At 67.9% G+C, this 19,313-nt stretch carries 19 protein-coding genes; 13 read left to right on the forward strand and 6 right to left on the reverse strand.

Going from position 1 to position 19,313, the window contains the following annotated elements; all coding sequences use genetic code 11:
• Positions 1 to 16: 16 nt before the first annotated feature.
• Positions 17 to 1,663 carry a glycosyl hydrolase family 28-related protein gene (locus TMO_RS06375; protein WP_041604860.1) on the forward strand — a complete coding sequence of 549 codons (1,647 nt, stop codon included), beginning with the start codon at positions 17 to 19 and terminating at the stop codon, positions 1,661 to 1,663.
• A 42-nt stretch (positions 1,664 to 1,705) separates the two neighbouring features.
• On the opposite strand, the gene hxsA is transcribed toward TMO_RS06375, so the two are convergent.
• From hxsA to TMO_RS06400, 5 genes are all read right to left on the reverse strand, one after another.
• On the reverse strand, positions 1,706 to 2,314 hold the full coding sequence (gene hxsA, locus TMO_RS06380) for a His-Xaa-Ser repeat protein HxsA (RefSeq protein WP_014744784.1): 609 nt from the start codon (positions 2,312 to 2,314) through the stop codon (positions 1,706 to 1,708).
• On the reverse strand, positions 2,302 to 3,528 hold the full coding sequence (gene hxsC, locus TMO_RS06385) for a His-Xaa-Ser system radical SAM maturase HxsC (protein WP_014744785.1): 1,227 nt from the start codon (positions 3,526 to 3,528) through the stop codon (positions 2,302 to 2,304). The genes hxsA and hxsC overlap by 13 nt, the downstream gene beginning before the upstream one ends.
• Before the next feature lie 18 nt (positions 3,529 to 3,546).
• On the reverse strand, positions 3,547 to 5,007 hold the full coding sequence (gene hxsB / locus TMO_RS06390; protein WP_014744786.1) for a His-Xaa-Ser system radical SAM maturase HxsB: 1,461 nt from the start codon (positions 5,005 to 5,007) through the stop codon (positions 3,547 to 3,549).
• The gene (locus TMO_RS06395; protein ID WP_014744787.1) at positions 5,004 to 5,336 is read right to left on the reverse strand and encodes a hypothetical protein; all 333 of its coding nucleotides are present in this window, start codon (positions 5,334 to 5,336) and stop codon (positions 5,004 to 5,006) included. Before TMO_RS06395 ends, hxsB begins: the two co-directional genes overlap by 4 nt.
• 113 nt (positions 5,337 to 5,449) lie before the next feature.
• Complete coding sequence (locus TMO_RS06400; protein ID WP_014744788.1) at positions 5,450 to 6,934, reverse strand: methyl-accepting chemotaxis protein; 1,485 nt, start codon at positions 6,932 to 6,934, stop codon at positions 5,450 to 5,452.
• A 475-nt stretch (positions 6,935 to 7,409) separates the two neighbouring features.
• On the opposite strand from TMO_RS06400, the gene TMO_RS06405 reads away from it, so the two are divergent.
• From TMO_RS06405 to TMO_RS06455, 12 genes are all read left to right on the forward strand, one after another.
• Positions 7,410 to 8,237 (forward strand): putative hydro-lyase, encoded by an 828-nt coding sequence (locus TMO_RS06405; protein WP_014744789.1) that lies wholly within the window; start codon positions 7,410 to 7,412, stop codon positions 8,235 to 8,237.
• A gap of 84 nt (positions 8,238 to 8,321) precedes the next feature.
• Positions 8,322 to 9,398 carry a TRAP transporter substrate-binding protein gene (locus TMO_RS06410; RefSeq protein ID WP_014744790.1) on the forward strand — a complete coding sequence of 359 codons (1,077 nt, stop codon included), beginning with the start codon at positions 8,322 to 8,324 and terminating at the stop codon, positions 9,396 to 9,398.
• A gap of 58 nt (positions 9,399 to 9,456) precedes the next feature.
• A complete protein-coding gene (locus tag TMO_RS06415) occupies positions 9,457 to 10,065 on the forward strand; it encodes a TRAP transporter small permease subunit (RefSeq protein WP_014744791.1) in 609 nt (202 codons plus the stop codon).
• Between the two features lie 69 nt (positions 10,066 to 10,134).
• Positions 10,135 to 11,421 carry a TRAP transporter large permease gene (locus TMO_RS06420; RefSeq protein ID WP_014744792.1) on the forward strand — a complete coding sequence of 429 codons (1,287 nt, stop codon included), beginning with the start codon at positions 10,135 to 10,137 and terminating at the stop codon, positions 11,419 to 11,421.
• An 89-nt stretch (positions 11,422 to 11,510) separates the two neighbouring features.
• The gene (locus tag TMO_RS06425; RefSeq protein ID WP_014744793.1) at positions 11,511 to 12,191 is read left to right on the forward strand and encodes a DUF2848 domain-containing protein; all 681 of its coding nucleotides are present in this window, start codon (positions 11,511 to 11,513) and stop codon (positions 12,189 to 12,191) included.
• Between the two features lie 65 nt (positions 12,192 to 12,256).
• Entirely contained in the window at positions 12,257 to 13,615 is a 1,359-nt protein-coding gene (locus TMO_RS06430; protein WP_014744794.1) for an amidase, read from the forward strand.
• A 23-nt stretch (positions 13,616 to 13,638) separates the two neighbouring features.
• Positions 13,639 to 14,457 (forward strand): amidase, encoded by an 819-nt coding sequence (locus tag TMO_RS06435; protein ID WP_014744795.1) that lies wholly within the window; start codon positions 13,639 to 13,641, stop codon positions 14,455 to 14,457.
• A gap of 124 nt (positions 14,458 to 14,581) precedes the next feature.
• Complete coding sequence (locus tag TMO_RS06440) at positions 14,582 to 15,739, forward strand: NADH:flavin oxidoreductase/NADH oxidase (RefSeq protein WP_014744796.1); 1,158 nt, start codon at positions 14,582 to 14,584, stop codon at positions 15,737 to 15,739.
• 128 nt (positions 15,740 to 15,867) lie between these two features.
• Positions 15,868 to 16,029, forward strand: a complete 162-nt coding sequence (locus tag TMO_RS31570; protein WP_014744797.1) for a hypothetical protein — start codon at positions 15,868 to 15,870, stop codon at positions 16,027 to 16,029.
• 59 nt (positions 16,030 to 16,088) lie between these two features.
• Entirely contained in the window at positions 16,089 to 16,787 is a 699-nt protein-coding gene (locus TMO_RS06445; RefSeq protein WP_228382270.1) for a metal ABC transporter ATP-binding protein, read from the forward strand.
• A gap of 21 nt (positions 16,788 to 16,808) precedes the next feature.
• Positions 16,809 to 17,690, forward strand: coding sequence for a metal ABC transporter permease (locus TMO_RS06450; RefSeq protein WP_041605592.1), 882 nt, complete (start codon positions 16,809 to 16,811; stop codon positions 17,688 to 17,690).
• Positions 17,687 to 18,652 carry a metal ABC transporter substrate-binding protein gene (locus TMO_RS06455; protein WP_014744800.1) on the forward strand — a complete coding sequence of 322 codons (966 nt, stop codon included), beginning with the start codon at positions 17,687 to 17,689 and terminating at the stop codon, positions 18,650 to 18,652. The genes TMO_RS06450 and TMO_RS06455 overlap by 4 nt, the downstream gene beginning before the upstream one ends.
• Here the strand turns inward: TMO_RS06455 and TMO_RS06460 are convergent.
• Positions 18,621 to 19,313: a helix-turn-helix transcriptional regulator gene (locus tag TMO_RS06460; RefSeq protein WP_014744801.1), complete on the reverse strand. Its 693-nt coding sequence runs from the start codon at positions 19,311 to 19,313 to the stop codon at positions 18,621 to 18,623. The two genes, TMO_RS06455 and TMO_RS06460, sit on opposite strands and share 32 nt — an antisense overlap.

The raw sequence follows: 19,313 nt of genomic DNA on the forward strand, positions 1-19,313 counted from the left end.
GAAGAAGGTGTCGATTATGACGAATACCATTGCGGACCTGAAGGCCCTTGCGGTCACGTCTTCCAACATGGAAGTCGAGGTGCTGGGCTACCACGCCGTTGCCGATGGCGGCGGCGGTCTGTTCGCCTGGCAGGCGGGTGCCACCGCCACCGATGACGGTGGACTCTGGATCGAAAGCACGGTCGCGACCGGCGGTCTCTGGCAGCGGATCGTGGACAGCGCCGCCCCGGTCAGCGTGCGCTGGTGGGGTGCCCGCGGCGATGGCAGCACCGACGACACCGCAGCCATCCAGGCGGCGCTGGATGCGGGTTTTTCCGCCGTGCACCTGCCGGCCGGCACCTATCCCGTCTCGGCGACGCTGACCGTGCCGGCCGGTACGATCGTCACCGGTGACGGTTCGGGTGCCTTCCGTCCGGCCAATGCCCGCACCACCATCGTCAAGACCAATGGCGACACCGCCGGCGATGCGGTGATGGAGACGGGGCAGTCCTGCACCATCCGCGATCTGAAGCTGCAGCCGCATAACGAGGCGGCGGTGACCTACGAACGTGCGGTCTATCCCTCCGGCACGGGCAACACCTCGATCGGTCTGCGGACCGGCTCGGCCAACACGGTCGAGGACGTGGTCTCCCAGGGGTTCGCCGATTCGGCGCTGGTTCTGGGCACCACCACCAAGGTGATGCGCTGCCACATCTTCCGCTCGCGCCGGGGCATCACCACCAGCGGCTCGGACGGCATGATCACCAACAGCGTGACCATGTTCTGCCACGAGGCGGGCATCCTGCTGACGACCAATTACTGGATCATCACCAGCTGCCGCATCGAATGGAATGCCACCTACGGCATCCAGTCGAACAGCGGCGAGCACACCTTCACCGCCAATCTGTTCGATCGCAACGGCTGGGCCGGCCTGTACCTGAACGGCGGCTGGGGCAATGTGGTCACCGGCAACTACTTCTCGCGCAACGGCGCCGGCGGCGACGGCAGCATGGGCCGCTGGAACTGGGCGATCCCGGGCCACAACGCCTATCTGGCACCGCCGACCGTCGCCGACAGCTGCCATATCAAGATCTACTATCAGCGCGATTGCACCATTACCGGCAACCGCTATCGCGCTGGCGTCGATGACGGCGGCAGCGGCGCGATGGCACCGGCCTATGTCTACAACATGGATGGTACCGCGGGCGTCACCTCGAACATCACCATCTTCGCCAATGCCGGCGAAACCGCCTCGGGCGGCGGCTTCGGCGGCTATGCCGCCAGCTATCCGGGTGGGTCGGGTGTGTTCGGGGGCACCGACACCTCGGCACAGCAGCTGGTCTATGGCCGGCCGGTGCGCCTGGGCTCGGTGACCATCCCCGGCATGTCGACGCCGCGTCAGCCCTATGGCCTGCCGCAGGCGGCCTCGGTCGACGTGCCGATCGGCACTGCGATCGGCGGGCGGATCAAGGTCTGGACCAATGCCTGGAACAGCACCCCGTCCTACGCGGAAGTCACCTTCGCCCGCGCCTCGGGCAGTGCGACGACGGCCACGGTGGCGATCGACAACGTCATCGGCACCAATGTCAGCACCGCGGTCATTTCGACCGATCCCGCGGTCATGACGGTGACCTTCGCAGGCACCCGCTTCTACAATCTCTCCTACGACCTGCACACGATGTGAGGTCAGACCCGCCGGCCTGGTGCCGGCGGGTTTTTTTCTGCCTCACATGCCGGTGATGCCAAGCTTCACCAGCGTGTCGCCATCCAGTCGTCCGGTAACCGGCAGGCGGCTGTCGCCCTGGAAGGTTCTGATCGCAGATCTGGTCCTCTCTCCCAGAATGCCGTCCGCCGGCCCGGCATCATAGCCGCGGGCATTGAGGGCGATCTGCGCCCGCAGAACCATGTCGCGCAGCTCCTGACGGGTGGCCGCGACGGCATTGCCGGCCGCCGGGCCGGACGTGGTGGCCGAAGACCTGTTGCCGGAAGAGGTCTGGCCCGGTGCGGTGTAGAGCGGTGCCGTGTAGCTGGGGGCCGGGTAGGTCGGCACCGTATAGCCGGGCGTGCTGCGATAGCTGCTGGATGAATAGTGCGAGCGGTGGCTCGAATGGCTGCGATGGCTTGAATGGCTGCGGTGGCCGGCAAAGCGGTTCAGGCCGGCACCTGCCGCATCGAACGGGTTGTCGAATACGGGAACAGGCAGGCCTCCGTCCGGGCCGAATTCGGGTGCGGGGCCGCGCGCGGCAAGTGCCGGTTGTGGCAGAAGGCCTGACAGCATGGCCGGCAGGGACAGCCCCGCCAGAGCCGTGACGGTCTTTTTGATCAGACGGGACATGACGGTCCTGTTCCCTGATGGGCAGTTGGTGGCCAGTGATCGAACGGCCTGACATCGCGCCCGATCCATCGGGCGTCGGCCGAGGTGAAAAAGCCGGCGCAGTCCTGCCGGGCGGGGCAGGGGGCGCAGAGCGGCGCAAAATCGTTCTTCCAGTCCGAAATGGACGCCCGGGCGACGGCGAAAAGATCGGCAGGAAGCGCGCAGAGCGGCAGGTTGTAGATCGAGACCGTCATGCCCAGAGCCGTCAGCCGATGAACGGCGCGGGAGAGGGCATCGGCATAGTCGGCCGGATCGATCCAGATCTTCGCGCGATTGCGCCGGGCGAAGCCCATCGGCTCCAGCCCCATGAAAGCGATGTGGGCTGCAAAGGGCAGTGCGCGATAGATGAAGCGGGCAAGCGCTTCCAGACGCGCCACGGTCTGTCGGGTCAGGACCACACGGATCTCCACCGTCGCGCCAATCGCTGCAAGATTGTACAGGCCCGCCATGGTCTCGGCGAAGGCGCCTTCGGCCTGCACCACATGGTCATGCAGGCTGGCGATGTCGCCATAAAGGGGGATGCCCCAGGTCACTGCCTCGGGGGCGGCACCGGCCATGGCGCGTGCCAGGCCGGGATCGGCGAAACGCCGGCCATTGCTCAGCACATGCAGGGAGGTCGCCGGCAGATGCCGGCGGGCGGTCCAGATCACCTCGATCAGGCCGTCATCGAGCAGGGTCGGCTCGCCGCCGGATATGCCGAGTTGGGTCTCTTCGGGGTCGATCAGCGTGATGATCCGCGTCAGATGTTCGACGCGGTGCGTGTCGTCGACCTCACGCGGGGGCTGGGAGCACATGAGGCAGAGGCTGTTGCAGCGTTCCGTGGCGAGCAGTGTGTTCGCATGCGAGCCGCGCCGCCAGAGTATGGTGACGAGTCCGCCTTCAGGCGTGAGCCCGACGACGTCGCCCGGTGCCACCAGATCCCGTCGGCTTCCGCCGCCCCACCAGGGTCCTTCATAGCCGGTCGGTGGCGCGGCATGGCCGGCCCCGAAGACGCCGGCGGCGAGAGCCTCGACGCCGGCGGGAAGACGCCCGCCGGACAGATCATCCTGCCAGAGCAGACAGTGATCGATTGGTACCCGGCCTGCGGCGAGGACATCGAGGTCCGCGATTTTGGCGACGTCGATGGCGACCGGAGGACCGGTGCGGATCAGGCGCTGATGCAGGGGCAGGGACATGGCGTGCAGCCTCTCCGATCAGTCGAGGCGGATGTTGCCGCTGAGATCGGCGGGCTGTCGTCGACCGACCCAGGCTGCGAAGATCCGGTTGACCTCGGGGTCGTTCGCTGCGATCCGGGCGAAGAGCAGGCGAAACAGCGCCTTGTGGCGCGCGCAGTGATCGCTGAAAGCGCGATGGCCCACCGGGTCGCCTTGCGTGGCCAGATGGTGAACCGGGTCATTGCCGCAATAGGGCAGAAAGGCGCAGCTCCAGCATCCGGGCAGGCTTTCCGCCAGACCGGCGGCGAGGAGGGCGCGGAGGGTGCCGCTGCCGGCAAGCTCCCGGAACGGCGTGTGAACGTCCCCGATCCTCAGCCGATGATCCCCGTTTGCCGCCAGCATCCGCGCCTCGTCCGAGACATAGACGCCGCCATCATGGTTATAGACCAGCACGCCGTGCCCGGCACCCGCGGGGGAGCGGAGATCGACATAGCCGCCGCCGAAGGGGGTGAGGATGTGGGTCAACAGGATGGCGGCATAAGCTTCTTCGATGTGCCGGCCGGCACGGCAATGTTCGATGCAGCGATCGAGCGCCCGGCGATAGAATTCGATGAAGCCGGCGACGGACGGGGCGAGGCCGGGTTGGCGTCGGGCGAAGCCGTAGGGGGCGACCGGCCGCAGAAACACCGACCGGAAGCCGAGATCGACATAGGCGTCGACGACGTCGTCGGGCCGGTCCAGTGCATCGCCGGTGATGGTGGCAATCGCGGCAACGGCCTCCGCCCCCAGAATCTCGCGGGCGCGGTCCAGTGCGCGTCGGGTGGCATCGAACGCGCCACCGTCGGGCCGTCGGCGATGGCGGTCATGCAGCGCAGCCGGGCCGTCGATCGAGGTCGAGAGCGCGATTTCATGCTCCAGGCAGAAGCGAAGCATGTCGTGATCGAGGCGCTGCAGGGTGGAGACCATCGAGAAAGTGAGCGGTCGTCCGTCCGTTCCCGCGCGCTCCCGGGCAAGTGTCACGATCTGCCGGACCCGATCGAACGCCAGCGCCGGTTCGCCACCCTGGAATTCGATGGTGAGCGAGGGGGCGGGGCTTTCAAAGATCCGGTCGACCGCAGCTCGGGCCGTCTCTTCCGACATGTCGAAGCCGGCGGCGGAGGGGCCACGGCGCGAGACCTGGCAATAGTCGCAGGCATGGTCGCAGCGCAGCGTCACCACGCAGATATGCAGCGACGGCCCCTCGGCGACGAAACGCTTCCGGGTCGCAAGCTGAGCGGCAGTGATCCGCATGGTGGTGGGGGCGAGCGGGTCGTGCAGGAAGCCACGGGCGAGCAGGTCGTCCCGGATATCGGGCGCGAGTTCGGCAGGATCCTCGATCAGGCGGCGGAAATCCGTCTGGCTCAGAAACGCGAAATCACCACCATCATGGGTGACGAGAACCTGAGCCGGTGGGAAGGTCAGCCGCTCGAAACGCAGGGGCATGAGGTCGAGGCTGTTCATCCTGGTATCAGCGCAGCCATGGCCGTCCTGAAAACGGCGTCGCGCATCCCGGCAGTGCGATCACGCAACATGACCCGCAGGGATTGATCTGTCAGTCGTTCCAGAAAGCGGGCGATGAGTGCTGCATCCACCGGCACCCCATCGGGGAGCCTGCGGGCGAAGGCCACCAGCCGGGTGTCCTCAGGTGCGTCGGGCACCAGCCAGATCAGCGCGTCCGCCGCCATTTCATAGGCGGTGTGAAGAACGGCTTCGGCTGGATAGGCGATGTCGAGCCGGAGAAGTTGCTCCGGCTCGACGGTCGTTGCGATCTTGCTGGCGGGTGAAGGCATGGCAAGGAGGCCCTTGGCAGCAGAGCATCTTGTGACGCTAATCCTGCATGGTCACTCTTTGCAATTGAAAATACGAATTCACGGCATAGTTACAGCCTAAAGTAGTTAGACGTTCACCGCGCCAGTACCGTCGCGGCCTGTTTGGTGGTCTGAACCGCGCCGGCGACGCGGCTGACCGCGTCGGTGATGCCGTCCAGGCTGCGGGTGACGGTGTCGACTGCGGCGGCGGTGGTGTGCATATTGGCCGACAGGTCGCGGGTGACGACGCTCTGTTCCTCGACCGCGGCCGCGGTGGTGGTGACATGGTCGCGGACGGTGAGGATCGAGCCGCGGATGGTGCGCAGCGCTTCCGCCACCTCGCCCGACAGCCCCTGCATGCCTTCGATTTCGGTCGAGATGCGGGTGGTGGCGTCGGCCGACTGGTTGGCGAGGGTCTTGACCTCGGTTGCGACCACCGCGAAGCCGCGGCCGGCCTCGCCCGCGCGGGCGGCTTCGATCGTGGCGTTGAGCGCGAGCAGGTTGATCTGGCCGGCAATGCCGCGGATCACCTCGACCACGCCCTCCATCGAGCGGGCGACACCGTCCAGGCGCTGGGCGGCCTCGTCGGCGCGCGTGGCCCGGTCGACCGCGCCATCGGTCGCTTCCCGCGACTTCACCATGCTCTGCGAAATCTCGGCGATCGAGGCTGCCAGTTCTTCCGTCCCCGCCACCATCATCTGAACCGCGCCGCTGGTCTGGCCGGCGGCCGTGGCGGCCGCGCCGGCCTCGTTGGTGGAGCGGTCGACCGCGTGGTCGATCTCGGCGAAATTGTTGTCGATCAGAGTCTTGAGATCGGTCAGCATGCCGATCTGCCGGGTGATGTCGGTGGCGTATTTCACCACCTTCATCGGCCGGCCATCGGCATCCAGGATCGGGTTGTACGAGGCCTCGATCCAGACCGTACGGCCGCCCTTGCCGATGCGCTTGAACTGCCGGGCCTGGTACTCGCCGCGCCGCAGCGCCGTCCAGAATGCCTTGTAGTCCGCCGAGTCCCGTTCGGCGGGCTCTACGAACATGGCATGCTGGCGGCCCTGGATTTCGTCCAGGCGATAGCCGATGACGTTCAGGAAATTGTCGTTCGCCCACAGGACCTTGCCGTCCAGGTCGAACTCGATCACGGCCAGCGCCTTGCGGATCGCCCGCATCTGCCCGTCGAGGTCGGCGGCCGCGGTCTTCTCGGCGGTGATGTCGGTGGCGTATTTGACCACCTTCACCGGCCGGCCCGCGCCATCGAGCACCGGGTTGTACGAGGCCTCGATCCAGACGACCTTGCCGCCCTTGCCGATCCGGCGAAACTGACGTGCCTGATACTCGCCCCGGCGCAGCGCGTCCCAGAAGGCGGTATAGGCCGGGCTCTCGCGCTCCGCCACATCCACCAGCATGCGGTGGTTCTGGCCCTTGATCTCGTCGAGCGTATAGCCGACGAGGGTCAGGAAATTGGCGTTGGCATCGAGTATCCGGCCATCCATATCAAACGTGATCATGGCCTGGGAGCGGTTGATGGCGGCAATCACTGCCTCGGCATCGCTCCGTCGACGCGGCGACAGGAAATCGAACATGTGGTCGTCCCTCACGATCTGGGCTTTGATGGTCTGTACGACATCTTTGACGGTGCCCCGGGTCTGGGTCGCGAAGGTTGAAGGGAAGTCTCATCTTCGCAGCGCATCTATGAAACAGGTGCGGAGCAGGCGTGAGGACATGATGACGCTGATCATCTTAAATTTTCATTAGCAACAGCCGCCGACTGTTCTGAATTTTCAGCGGTAACGCAAAATGCACCAGTTCATCAACCGAAAGAAGAAAAAGGGGGCTGGTCCCTTTTTGTCTTGTCCCGCTGGCGTGCGTGGACGGCCACTCAAGCCGCGCCTTGCCCGGACACTATGCAACTGTCATGACTGATCGAAAATTCCGATCAGTCACCATCCAAACGAATCATTGGACCCGCTCAGTCGGGACGGCGTAGCCTGACGGACACGGAGATGCCATGGGAGGGCGTCTCCGGCCCCCAGTTGACGACAGGACGGACGGGACGAGATGGCGGCAGGCACCAGGCATGCGGCGACGGGAGAGCTGTGCGTCGACCGCGCGGATCCGGCGATCTGCCGGGCGGCGATCCGCAGCGGCGCCTTCACCGGGCAGACGGCGGGGCTCGCCCCCGGTTTCGTGCAGGGCAATGTGATCATCCTGCCCGCTTCTTATGCCGGGGATTTCCTGCGCTTCGCCCAGGCCAACCCCAAGCCCTGCCCGCTGCTGGCGGTGGGGGAGCCGGGCGATCCGATGCTGCCCGGGCTGGGCGCCGATATCGACATCCGCAGCGACGTGCCGCGCTATCGCGTGTTCCGCGACGGCGTCGCCGCGGCCGGGGAACCCACCGATATCGGTGATCTCTGGCAGGATGATTTCGTCACCTTCGTGATCGGCTGCTCCTTCTCGTTCGAAGAGGCGCTGATCCAGGACGGGCTGGAGGTGCGCCATGTCGCCCGCGGTCGCAATGTGCCGATGTATCGCAGTTCCATTCCGCTGACGTCCGCCGGCCGTTTCGGCGGCGGTATGGTGGTGTCGATGCGGCCGTTCAGGGCGGCCGACGCCATCCGCGCGATCCAGGTGACGAGCCGCTTCCCGGCGGTGCACGGCGCGCCGGTCCATCTGGGCGACCCGGTGGAAATCGGCATCACCGATCTGGCCCATGCCGATTTCGGGGACGATCCGATCATGGAGGCGGGGGAGATTCCGGTCTTCTGGGCCTGCGGCGTCACGCCCCAGGTGGCGGTGGAAGCGGCGAAGCCGCCGATCGCCATTGCCCATGCCCCCGGACATATGCTGATCACCGATCTGCGCAATGCGCGGCTGGCGGTGATCTGAGCAGACGACAGAACCACGAGGCACCGCGATGAGATCGTGCGGCAACGCAACCGCCCGACGACTGACACAGGAGTTCAGGATCAGATGACCAGCATCAGCAAGGCCCTTCTCGCCGGTGTGGCGCTTCCGGTAACCGCTCTCGCCATCCTGGCGGCGCCGGCTTCCGCCGCCGATATCCCGTCCGCGAAGCTCAGCTTCGTGGGCAGCTGGAGCGGGCTCAGCCTGCACAAGAATTTCGAGAAGCCGTTCTGGTCCGAGACCCTGCCCGCCGACAGCAAGGGCGCCGTCGAGGTTCAGGTCACGACCTTCGACCAGATGGGCCTGGCGGGTGCCGAGGTCTACCGCCTGCTGTCGCGCGGCGTGTTCACCATCGGCGCCACCGTCGCCGACTACTCGATCGAGGATGCGCCCGAGATCGAGGGCCTGGACATGCCGATGATCGCGCCGGGTGTGGCCGATGCGAAGAAGGTGGTGGAGGCCTATCGCCCGACCCTGAACGAGGCCTTCGGCAAGCGTTTCAATGCCGAGATCCTGGCGATCGTGCCCTATCCCAGCCAGATCGTGTTCTGCAATGCGCCGATCGAGAGCCTGGCGGACCTCAAGGGCAAGAAGGTCCGCGCCAGCGGCCGCACCACCGCCGAATTCCTGAACGCCATCGGCGCCGAGGGCATCACGCTCGCCTTCTCGGAAGTGCCGGCCGCCCTTCAGCGCAAGGTCGTCGACTGCGCCGTCACCGGCTCGCTGTCGGGCTACAGCTCGGGCTGGCACGAGGTCTCGACCCATCTTCTGCCCATGCCGCTCGGCGGCTGGGACTATGTCGTGACCGCGGTCAACAAGGACAAATGGGCCGAGGTCGACCCGGCGACGCAGAAGTTCATCCAGCACGAGATCGCGACCAAGTTCGAGACCCCGGTCTGGAACGCCGCTGTGGGCGAGACGGTCGAAGGCATCGCGTGCCTCACCGGCAAGGGCAGCTGCACCCGCGGCGAGCCCGGCAAGATGACCCTGGTTCAGGTCACCGACGGCGACCGGGAGCTTGCCCGCAAGGTGCTGACCGAGACCATCCTGCCCGGCTGGGCGGGGCGCGTGGATCCGGCGGTGGTCACCGCCTGGAACGACGGCGTCGGTGCGGTCACCGGCCTCACGGCGGCGAAGAAGTGATCGCAGCCGTCGCGTAAGATCAGTCTCCAGCCATCAGCCGCCGCAGGAACCCGACCCCATGGCCAGAACCGCCTCTACCGCTCCGCTCGTCCGAACCCTCGATTGCCTTCTGGGCATCTCGACCAGGATCAGCCGGGCAGGGGTCTGGGCCTGCGGCGCGCTGCTGTTTGCCGCCGTGGCGATGATCGTGATCGAGATCGTGCTTCGCGCCTTCGGCTCGTCGCTGCACGGCGCGCATGAACTCTCGGGCTATGTGCTGGCCATCGTCACCTCCTGGGGGCTGGCCTGGGCGCTGATCGAAAAGGCGCATATCCGGATCGACGTGATCTATATGCGGGTCGGCCCCCGGCTGCGGACCGTGCTCGACCTGATCGCGATCCTGATGATGGCGCTGTTCGTGGTGGTGCTGCTCTCCCAGGTCTGGGAACTGGTCGCCGGCACGCTGAAGCGCGGCTCCACCGCCAACACGCCGCTGCAAACCCCGCTCTGGATCCCGCAGATGCTGTGGATGGCTGGCCTGGTCTGGTTCGCCTTCACGGTCTTCGTGCTCGCCGCCCGCACCCTGCTCGGCGCGCTGACCGGCGATCGCGATGCCGTGGCCCGCGTCTGGGGCAATCGCAGCATTGAGGACGAGATCGCGGAGAACGACCACTCGACGCGCGGCTGACCGGCCGCCGCTCATCCGTCGCCCTTAGCTTCGTTCCGCCCGTCCGCATTCTCAGGGGAACCTCGTCCCGTGCTCGGCATCGCCCTTGTCGTCCTGCTCGTCCTGCTTCTGCTCAGCGTGCCGATCGCGGCCACGCTGGTGGGGCTCGGCCTGTTCCTCGACCAGACCTTCTCGTTCTTCCCGCTCTACAAGGCGATGGGCGAGGTGTTCTGGAGCGCGAGCAACAGTTTCCTGCTGATCGCGGTGCCGCTTTTCGTGCTGCTGGGCGAGATCCTGGTCCGGGCCGGCATCGCCGGGCGCACCTATGCGGCCCTCGACAAATGGCTGTCCTGGATGCCGGGTGGGCTGCTCCACGCCAATATCGGCACGGCGACGCTGTTCTCCGCCACCTCGGGCTCGTCGGTTGCGACCGCGGCGACGGTGGGCTCGGTCGCCATGCCCCAGGCCAAGGCGCTGGGCTATGACGACCGGCTGTTCGCGGGCTCGATCGCGGCCGGCGGCACGCTCGGCATTATGATCCCGCCCTCGATCAACCTGATCGTCTACGGCTTCCTGACCGAAACCTCGATTCCGCGCCTCTTCCTCGCCGGGCTGATCCCGGGCCTGCTGCTCGCGGCCCTGTTCATGGCGACCGCGGCCGCCGCCTGCACGCTCCGCCCCGAGCTTGGCGGCCCCCGCCGCCCGGCGCGCTGGTCGGAACGGTTCCGGGCGCTGCCCGATCTGCTGCCGGTGCTGGGCCTGTTCGCGGTGATCGTGGGCTCGATCTATGCCGGCTGGGCGACGCCGACCGAGGCGGCGGCGCTGGGCGTGGTTGCGGCACTGGCGCTGTCGGTCGCCAACCGCAGCTTCAACCTCCGCATGCTGAAAGAGGCGGTGGAAAGCGCGGTCAAGACCACGGCGATGATCATGCTGATCATCATCTCGGCCTATTTCCTCAACTTCGTGCTCGCCGGCGCCGGCGTCACCCGCCAGCTCGCGGCCCTGATTGACGGGTTGGGCTTCGGCGCCTATGGCATGCTCGCCTGCATCATCCTGCTCTATGTGATCCTGGGCTTCTTCATCGAGACCCTGTCGCTGATGGTCATCACCATCCCGATCGTAGCCCCGGTGGTGATCGCGCTCGGCTTCGATCCGATCTGGTTCGGCGTGCTGCTGATCCTGATGATCGAAATGGCGCTGATCACGCCGCCGGTCGGGCTCAACCTCTATGTCGTTCAGGGCGTGGGCGGGGGCATCTCGCTCAACCGGGTGATGACCGGCGCGCTGCCCTTCGTCGCCGCCATGCTGGTGATGGCGCTGCTGCTGGTGCTCTTCCCCGGGATCGCCCTCTATCTGCCGGGGGCCATGGCGGGCTGATCCCGCCTGCCGCTTTTCCCCGGCCTTCCAATCGCAGACATCCGCCAACCTCCGGGCCCGATCGCCCGTTCAGAGGAGACGCCCCCCTCATGTCCGTCATCAGCCTCGACACCACCGAAGGCACCTGCCGCATCGACGTCACCGAGCTGGTCATTGCCGGCTGGGCCGGCCGCGACCGCCATCACGTGGAGGAACATATCCGCGAACTGGAAGCGATCGGCGTGCCCCGCCCGTCGCGGGTGCCGCTGTTCTACCGGCTGTCGGCCCAGATGCTGACCCAGGACGAGAGCATCGAGGTTCTGGGCCCCGACAGTTCGGGCGAGGCCGAGGCGGTGCTGGTCGGCGATACCGACGGCACGATCTGGGTGACGGTCGGCTCCGACCATACCGATCGCCGTGTCGAGGCCTATTCGGTCGCCGTCTCCAAGCAGATGTGCCCCAAGCCGGTCGCCCGCGACGCCTGGCGTTTCGACGAGGTCGCCCCCCACTGGGACCGGCTGATTCTGCGCTCCCGCGCCTTTTTCGGCGGTGAGGCCGTGCTCTATCAGGAAGGCCCGGTGAACGGATTGCTTGACCCGCGGGAGCTGGTTCGGGACTACAATGCCGGCCGGGACGGTCTGGCCCCCGGCCAGGCGATGCTCTGCGGCACGCTCGCGGTCATCGGCGGCATCCGCCCGGCCGACGCTTTCGAGGTCCAGCTGGAGGACCCCGTGCTTGGCCGGCGGATCACGCACCGCTATACCCCGAAGATCCTGCCCGTGGTCGCCTGATCCCGCGGCGCCGGGGCTTCGTAACAGGTTCGCCTTCATAACAGTCCGACGAGGAAGCGCGCGAGATGACCTATCCGACCCCTCTGTCCCGGATCGCGGCCGGGTTCAACGACGGCAGCGTCTCGGCCCTGAAGCTGGCCGAGACCGCGCTCGCCCGCATTCATGACGAGGGGTTCGCGCCGGGCGCGCAGATCTTCACCCGCGTCTATGACGCCTCTGCGCGCGCCGAGGCCCTGGCCGCCGACCACCGCCGCGCGGCCGGGCTGTCCCAGGGGCCGCTGGCCGGCCTGCCGATCTCGATCAAGGATCTGTTCGATGTGGCGGGCGAGACCACCATGGCGGGCTCGGTGGTGATGAAGGATGCCGCCCCGGCCATGGCCGATGCCCCGATCGTGGCCCGGCTGCGTGCGGCCGGTGCCGTGATCACCGGCAAGACCAACATGACCGAATTCGCCTTTTCGGGCGTCGGGCTCAACCCGCATTACGGCACGCCCGGCAATGTCTTCGATGCCGACCGCATCCCCGGCGGCTCGTCGGCCGGCGCCGGCATCTCGGTGGTGAAGGGCATGGCGGCCGCCGCCATCGGCACCGATACCGGCGGCTCGATCCGCATCCCGGCCAATTTCGCCGGCATCGTCGGCTTCAAGCCCTCGCAGGCGCGGGTGCCGCTGGAAGGCGCGCTGCCGCTGTCGTCCACCCAGGATTCGATCGGCCCGCTGGCCCCCACCGTCGCCTGCTGCGCGCTGGTCGATGCCGTGCTGGCGGGCGAGGCGCCGCGCATCCTGCGCCCCCGCGCGCCCGAGACGCTGACCTTCGCCGTTGCCCGCGGCCTGCCGATGGACGGTGTCGACGACCAGGTCGCCAATGCCTATGACGCGGCCCTGAAGCGGCTCCGCGATGCCGGCGTCCGGCTGATCGAGCTGGAACTGCCCGAGATCGCCGAGGTGCCGCAGCTGAACGCGGCCGGCGGCTTCTCGGCTGCCGAAAGCTGGGCCTGGCACCGCGCGATCATCCAGACCGGCGCCGAGCGCTATGATCCGCGGGTGCTGTCGCGCATCCGCCGCGGCGAGGCGATGGGGGCGGCCGATTACATCGACCTGATCAAGCGCCGCCGCCGGATGGTCGCCGCCGCCGATCTGGCGCTCCGCCCCTTCGACGCGCTGCTGATGCCGACGGTGCCGATCGTGCCGCCGCGGATCGCGGATCTGGCCGATGATGCCGATTACACCCGGCTGAACCTGCTGGTGCTGCGCAACCCGACCTTCGGCAATGTGCTCGACCTCTGCGGCGTCACCCTGCCGATCGCAGAGCCGGGCGCACTCCCGGCCGGGCTGATGCTGCTGGGCCGCAACGGCGCCGATCACGACCTGCTCGACGTGGCGGCCGGTGTGGAGGCGCTGGTCGTCCGCACCCGCGCTGCCTGAGCGGCCCTGGCTCCCCCCGCGCCATGGAAACGCTGCTCGCCGACCTCTCGGTCCAGCTGTTGCCGATCGCGGCCCGCGTGGTTGCGACCGCGATCGTCGTCATGGGCGTCTCGCTGCTGGTTCAGCATGCGGGGCCCGCCCTCGGCGGTATCGCCGCCGGGCTGCCCATCGTCATGGGCCCCGGCTTCTTCTTCCTGATCGGCCACCACCCGCCGGATTTCCTGCATGATGCGGCGGTGGCGACGCTGATGGCGCTGGTGGCGACCCTGATCTTCGTCGCCTGCTTCATCGTGGTCGCGAAACGGGCAGGGCCCTTCGCCTCGGTCGGCGCGGCCATCCTCGCCTGGTGCGTGGTGGCCGCGGTGACCGCGGCCCTGCCGGTGGAACTGGTGGTGGCGCTGCCGCTCTATGTCGTGGTCGCCATCATCGCGCTCCGCTTCTGCCGCCACGCCGCCGGCGACGGCCCGGCCCCGCGGGGCGCGCGGCGCATCGCCGACCTTGTCCTGCGTGGCATCCTGGCCGGCACGCTGGTTGCCAGCGTCTCGGTGGTGGCGGCCCTGGCGGGGCCGGTCTGGGCCGGGCTGCTGATGGGCTTCCCGATCGGCATGATCACCATCTCGCTGACCGTCCACCAGCGCTATGGCGGCGAAACCGCCCGCCAGACCATGCTTGCGGCGCTCGGCGGCATGAGCAGCCTTGCCGTCTTCACTACCGTCATGGCGCTTGCCGTCACCTCCACCCCACCGATGACCGCCTGGGTGCTGTCGCTGGCGGCCTCGCTGCTGCCGCCCATGGGGCTGGCGGCCCGGCAGATCCGGCGGGGCCGATCGAACGGGGTTTGAATCCGAATGGGGTTTGAAGTCGAACAGGGTTTGAATACATCGTGATGTGGACGCCGGGCTTGGCACCGCCGCCCGGTCGTTCCATCCTCTCCGCGATCCCGTTCGATGCCTCGCGGAGAGACCGATGTCCGACAAGCCTGCCGCTTCTGCCCCCGCTTCTGCGCCTGCATCCACGCCTGTGCCGAGTGCCATTCCGGCGCCGGGGCGGGATCCGCAGCTGTTCAAGCCGATCAGCTTCCGCAGCGTCACCGCGCGCAACCGGATCATGATTGCGCCGATGTGCCAGTACAGCGTGCCGGACGGGCTGGTGGGTGACTGGCATCTGGCGCATCTGGGCGGCTTCGCCAAGGGCGGGGCGGGCATCGTCTTCGCCGAGGCGACCGGTGTGCTGCCCGAAGGGCGGATCACGCCCTGGTGCCCGGGGCTGTGGTCGGATGCGCAGGAGACGGCCTTTGCCCGCGTGGTCGATTTTGTGGCCGGGCAGGGCGCGGTGCCGGCGATCCAGCTGGCCCATGCCGGGCGCAAGGCCTCGACCGATGCGCCCTGGCGGGGCGGCGGGCTGCTTGCCCCCGATCAGGGCGGCTGGCAGCCGGTGGGGCCGACCGATGCCGCCTTCTCACCCGCCCATGCGGTGCCGACGGCGTTGACCGAAGACGGTATCCATCGCATCGCCGATGCCTTCGCGGCCTCTGCCGCCCGCGCCCGTCGGGCCGGCTTCCGGATCATCGAGGTCCATGGCGCCCATGGCTATCTGCTGCATTCCTTCCTGAGCCCCCTGTCCAACACCCGCGACGATGCTTTCGGCGGCGATGCCGACCGGCGGATGGCGGCGCTGATGCTGGTGCTGGATGCCGTGCGGTCCGAATGGCCGGCGGAGCTGCCGCTGTTCCTGCGGCTCTCGTGTTCCGACTGGGTCGAGGGCGGGCTCGATATCGCGGCCTCGGTCGAGATCGCGAAGCGGGTGAAGGCGCGCGGCGATGTCGACCTCATCGACTGCTCGTCGGGCGGCGGTGATCCGCGCCAGAAGCTGCGCGCCTATCCCGGCTATCAGGTGCCCTTCGCCGAGGCGATCCGGCGCGAGGCGGGCATCGCCACCGCCGCGGTGGGGCTGATCACCCAGCCCGAACATGCCGAGGAGATCATCGCCAATGGCCGTGCCGATCTGGTGGCGCTGGCCCGCGTGACCCTGGGTGACCCGCATTGGCCGCTCCGCGCCGCCAAGGCGCTGGGGGCGGAGCTGCCCTGGCCGGACCAGTACAGCCGCGGCATCCTGCAGCTCTGACGGCAGCTTCCGGCCCGACCGCTCCGGCGGTCGGGATCGGGCTGTGTAGGAGTTATGTTATACTGTTGCATTAACGTAGGCGCGGGCGTAAGCAGAAGGGGTTCCGCCTCCTTCCGGACCTTGAGCCCATGGACCTGCATCGCCCCGTCGCCACGCCGCCCGTTCCCCATCCGCCGCCGGGGCAGGCGCTGATGCGCAGTGCGCTCGGGGTCGGCGTGTTGCGCCGGCTGCTGATTGCGGCCATTCCGGTCGCCCTGCTCTGGCTGGCGGTGATGGGGGCGATCCGGTGATGATGTCCCCTGCCGCCGGTGGGCGGCTTTCTCCCATATCGGTGCCGGGACCGCAGGTGGTGTGCACCGACCTGACCCTCGGCTACGGATCCGGCCGGCCGGCGGTAGAGGGGGTGAGCCTGACGCTTGCCTCCGGCAGCCTGACCGCCATTGCCGGGCCGAACGGGGCCGGCAAGTCCACCCTGCTCAAGGCCCTGACCGGACAGCTCACCCCGGAAGCCGGGCGGATCGATCTCGGGGGGCTGGACCGGCGTGCCCTCGGCTATCTGCCGCAACAGACCGAGATCGACCGCAGCTTTCCGATCTGTGTGGCCGAGATGGCGGCGATGGGGCTCTGGCAGCGGCTTGGGCCGTTCCGGGCGATCGGCCGCAGGCAGGGGGCGGCAGTGCTCCAGGCGCTCGCAACCGTGGGTATTGCCGATCTGGCCGACCGGCCGATCGCGGCGCTCTCGGGCGGGCAGATGCAGCGCCTGCTCTTCGCCCGGCTGCTTTTGCAGGACGCCCGGCTGATCCTGCTCGACGAGCCCTTCGCCGCGATCGACGAGGCGACGGCGGCCGAGCTGATCGGGGTGATCCGCGGCTGGCATGAAGAGGGCCGCACCGTGCTGGCCGTTCTCCACGATCTGGACGCGATCCGCGCGCATTTCCCCGACTGCCTGCTGATCGCAGGGCGGATGATCGCCGCCGGCCCCACACACCGCGTGCTGACGGCCGAGACCCTTGGCAGGGCCCGGCTTGCCCAGGCGCGGCATTCCTGAAGCGAAGGCGCATTCACCGTGATCCACGATCTGCTGATCGGTCCCTTCGCCGACTATGCCTTCATGCGGCGCGCCCTGGTCGGCTGTCTGGCGCTGGCGCTGGGCGCCACGCCGATCGGCGTGTTCCTGACCCAGCGCCGGATGAGCCTGACCGGCGACGCCATGTCCCATGCCATCCTGCCCGGGGCCGCGATCGGCTATCTGGCCGCCGGGCTGTCGCTCGCCTGGATGACGCTGGGTGGCCTGATCGCCGGGCTGGTGGTGGCGGTGCTCTCAGGCCTCGTGGCCCGGCGTACCGGCGGGCGCGAGGATGAAAGCCTCGCTGCCTTCTACCTGCTGTCGCTGGCGGCCGGTGTGCTGATCGTGTCGCTGCGCGGCAGCAATGTCGATCTGCTGCATGTGCTGTTCGGCTCGGTGCTGGCGCTGGACGATGCCGCACTGTTCCTGCTCTCAGGGATCGCCTCGGTGTCGATGCTGACCCTGGCGGTGATCTGGCGGCCGCTGGTGCTGGAATGCGTCGATCCGGGCTTCCTGCGGGCGGTCGGCCGTTCCAGCCCCATGGCCCATTACGGGCTGCTGGTGCTGTCGGTGCTGAACCTGGTCGGCGGCTTCCATGCCCTGGGCACGCTGATGTCGGTGGGCATCATGATCCTGCCGGCTGCGGCCGCGCGTTTCATCGCCCCCCACAGCCTGCTGTGGCGGATCCTGGTGGCCGGAACCATCGCCTTCGTGTCGGGGATGGTCGGGCTGCTGCTTTCCTATCATCTGGGTCTGCCTTCCGGCCCCGCGATCATCCTGGCCGCCGGCGCCTGCTATCTGGCGGCGCTGCTGACCGCTCCTGCCGGCGCGCGCCGGCGGTTCCTCCCGGAACCTTCCTCCCGGACAGAAAGGACCGTCTCATGATCAACCGTCGCCATCTGCTGGCCGCGGGCACGCTGGCTGTGCTCGCCCTCCGGCTGCCGGTTCCGGCCCTTGCGGCCGATGAACCGATCAAGGTCGTCGCCAGCTTCAGCATCCTGGGCGACATGGTGCAGGAAGTGGGTGGCGACCGGGTCCGCGTCACCACCCTGGTCGGCCCCGACGGCGATGCCCATGTCTGGCAGCCGGCACCGGCCGATGCCCGCACGGTCGCCGATGCCGATCTGGTGGTGATGAACGGGCTGGGCTTCGAGGGCTGGATGGACCGGCTGGTTCAGGCCTCGGGCTATGACGGCCCGGTTGCCGTCGCAACCACCGGCATCGTACCCCGCAAGATGGCGGAGGAAGAGGATCACGATCACGATCACGATCACGCCGGGGGCGATGATCACGACCACGATCACGACCACCACCATGGCGGCACCGATCCCCATGCCTGGCAGAGCCTGACCAATGCCCGGATCTATGTCCATAACGTGCTGGAAGCGCTGATTGCCGCCGACAGCGACGACAAGCCGGTGTTCGAAGCCAATGCGGCCGCCTATCTGAAAAAGATCGACGCGCTCGACGCCCGGATCCGGGCTGAGATCGCGAGCGTGCCGGCTGAGCGCCGCAAGGTCGTCACCTCCCATGATGCCTTCGGCTACTTCGAGGCCGCGTATGGCGTGGAATTCCTGGCACCGGTGGGGGTGAGCACCGAGGCCGAAGCCTCGGCGGGGGATGTCGCAAAGCTGATCGACCAGATCCGGGCGGAAAAGATCCCGGCGGTGTTCATGGAGAACATTTCCGATCCGCGGCTGCTGGAGCGGATCGCGTCGGAAACCGATGCGACCATCGGCGGCACGCTCTATTCCGATGCGCTCTCCCCCGCCGACGGGCCGGCGGCCACCTATCTGGACATGATGGACTATAACGTCAGGACGCTGGTGGCCGCGCTTCGCATCTGACCAGCGCCATGTAATCCTCGATCCGCTTGCCGGGCTCGGGGCGGAAATGCTCGCCGGTGCGGGTAAGCTGGCGGATCCGGTCGATGCGGAAGGCCCGGAAATCGCCGCGCAGCTCGCACCAGCCGGTCAGCGTCCAGACCGCGCCCCAATGCTGCAATTCCAGCGGCCGGACCACCCGTTCGGAGGTGGCGCCGGCCGCATCGGCATAGTCGAGCGCCAGCTTCTCGCGGGTCGCAATCGCCTCGCGCGCCGCCTTGAGCCGCTGGCGGTCGGCGGCGGTCAGGCGGAAACCGTAGGCGGCGGCCGTGGTGGGGATGGTTATGCCACGGGTGGGGGTGGCGGCGCGGAGCTTGATCTCCAGCTCTTCCGCCGCCCGCGCCAGGCTTTCATCGGCATGGGCACGGACCATGGCGACACCCCAGGTCAGGGCTTCAAGCTCGATCGCCGACAATGCGAGCGGCGGCAGGAAGAAGCCGTCGCGGAGCAGATAGCCCATACCGCGTTCGCCATCCACCGGCACGCCCTGGGCCTGAAGATCGGCCAGATCGCGATAGACCGTGCGGACCGAGACTTCCAGCTCGTCGGCCAGCTGTTGTGCCGTGCGCAGCCGACCGCCCCGAAGCGACTGAAGAATGGCGAAGAGGCGGTCGGCGCGGCGCAT

Source organism: Tistrella mobilis KA081020-065, from assembly GCF_000264455.2.
GTDB classification, from domain to species: domain Bacteria; phylum Pseudomonadota; class Alphaproteobacteria; order Tistrellales; family Tistrellaceae; genus Tistrella; species Tistrella mobilis.

Bases quoted from the DNA above. Each gene is read 5' to 3' on its own strand.
- TMO_RS06375 (WP_041604860.1), top strand. From the start codon at position 17: ATGACGAATACCATTGCGGACCTGAAGGCCCTTGCGGTCACGTCTTCC.
- hxsA (WP_014744784.1), bottom strand. From the start codon at position 2,314: ATGTCCCGTCTGATCAAAAAGACCGTCACGGCTCTGGCGGGGCTGTCC.
- hxsC (WP_014744785.1), bottom strand. From the start codon at position 3,528: ATGTCCCTGCCCCTGCATCAGCGCCTGATCCGCACCGGTCCTCCGGTC.
- hxsB (WP_014744786.1), bottom strand. From the start codon at position 5,007: ATGAACAGCCTCGACCTCATGCCCCTGCGTTTCGAGCGGCTGACCTTC.
- TMO_RS06395 (WP_014744787.1), bottom strand. From the start codon at position 5,336: ATGCCTTCACCCGCCAGCAAGATCGCAACGACCGTCGAGCCGGAGCAA.
- TMO_RS06400 (WP_014744788.1), bottom strand. From the start codon at position 6,934: ATGTTCGATTTCCTGTCGCCGCGTCGACGGAGCGATGCCGAGGCAGTG.
- TMO_RS06405 (WP_014744789.1), top strand. From the start codon at position 7,410: ATGGCGGCAGGCACCAGGCATGCGGCGACGGGAGAGCTGTGCGTCGAC.
- TMO_RS06410 (WP_014744790.1), top strand. From the start codon at position 8,322: ATGACCAGCATCAGCAAGGCCCTTCTCGCCGGTGTGGCGCTTCCGGTA.
- TMO_RS06415 (WP_014744791.1), top strand. From the start codon at position 9,457: ATGGCCAGAACCGCCTCTACCGCTCCGCTCGTCCGAACCCTCGATTGC.
- TMO_RS06425 (WP_014744793.1), top strand. From the start codon at position 11,511: ATGTCCGTCATCAGCCTCGACACCACCGAAGGCACCTGCCGCATCGAC.
- TMO_RS06430 (WP_014744794.1), top strand. From the start codon at position 12,257: ATGACCTATCCGACCCCTCTGTCCCGGATCGCGGCCGGGTTCAACGAC.
- TMO_RS06435 (WP_014744795.1), top strand. From the start codon at position 13,639: ATGGAAACGCTGCTCGCCGACCTCTCGGTCCAGCTGTTGCCGATCGCG.
- TMO_RS06440 (WP_014744796.1), top strand. From the start codon at position 14,582: ATGTCCGACAAGCCTGCCGCTTCTGCCCCCGCTTCTGCGCCTGCATCC.
- TMO_RS31570 (WP_014744797.1), top strand. From the start codon at position 15,868: ATGGACCTGCATCGCCCCGTCGCCACGCCGCCCGTTCCCCATCCGCCG.
- TMO_RS06455 (WP_014744800.1), top strand. From the start codon at position 17,687: ATGATCAACCGTCGCCATCTGCTGGCCGCGGGCACGCTGGCTGTGCTC.
- TMO_RS06460 (WP_014744801.1), bottom strand. From the start codon at position 19,313: ATGCGCCGCGCCGACCGCCTCTTCGCCATTCTTCAGTCGCTTCGGGGC.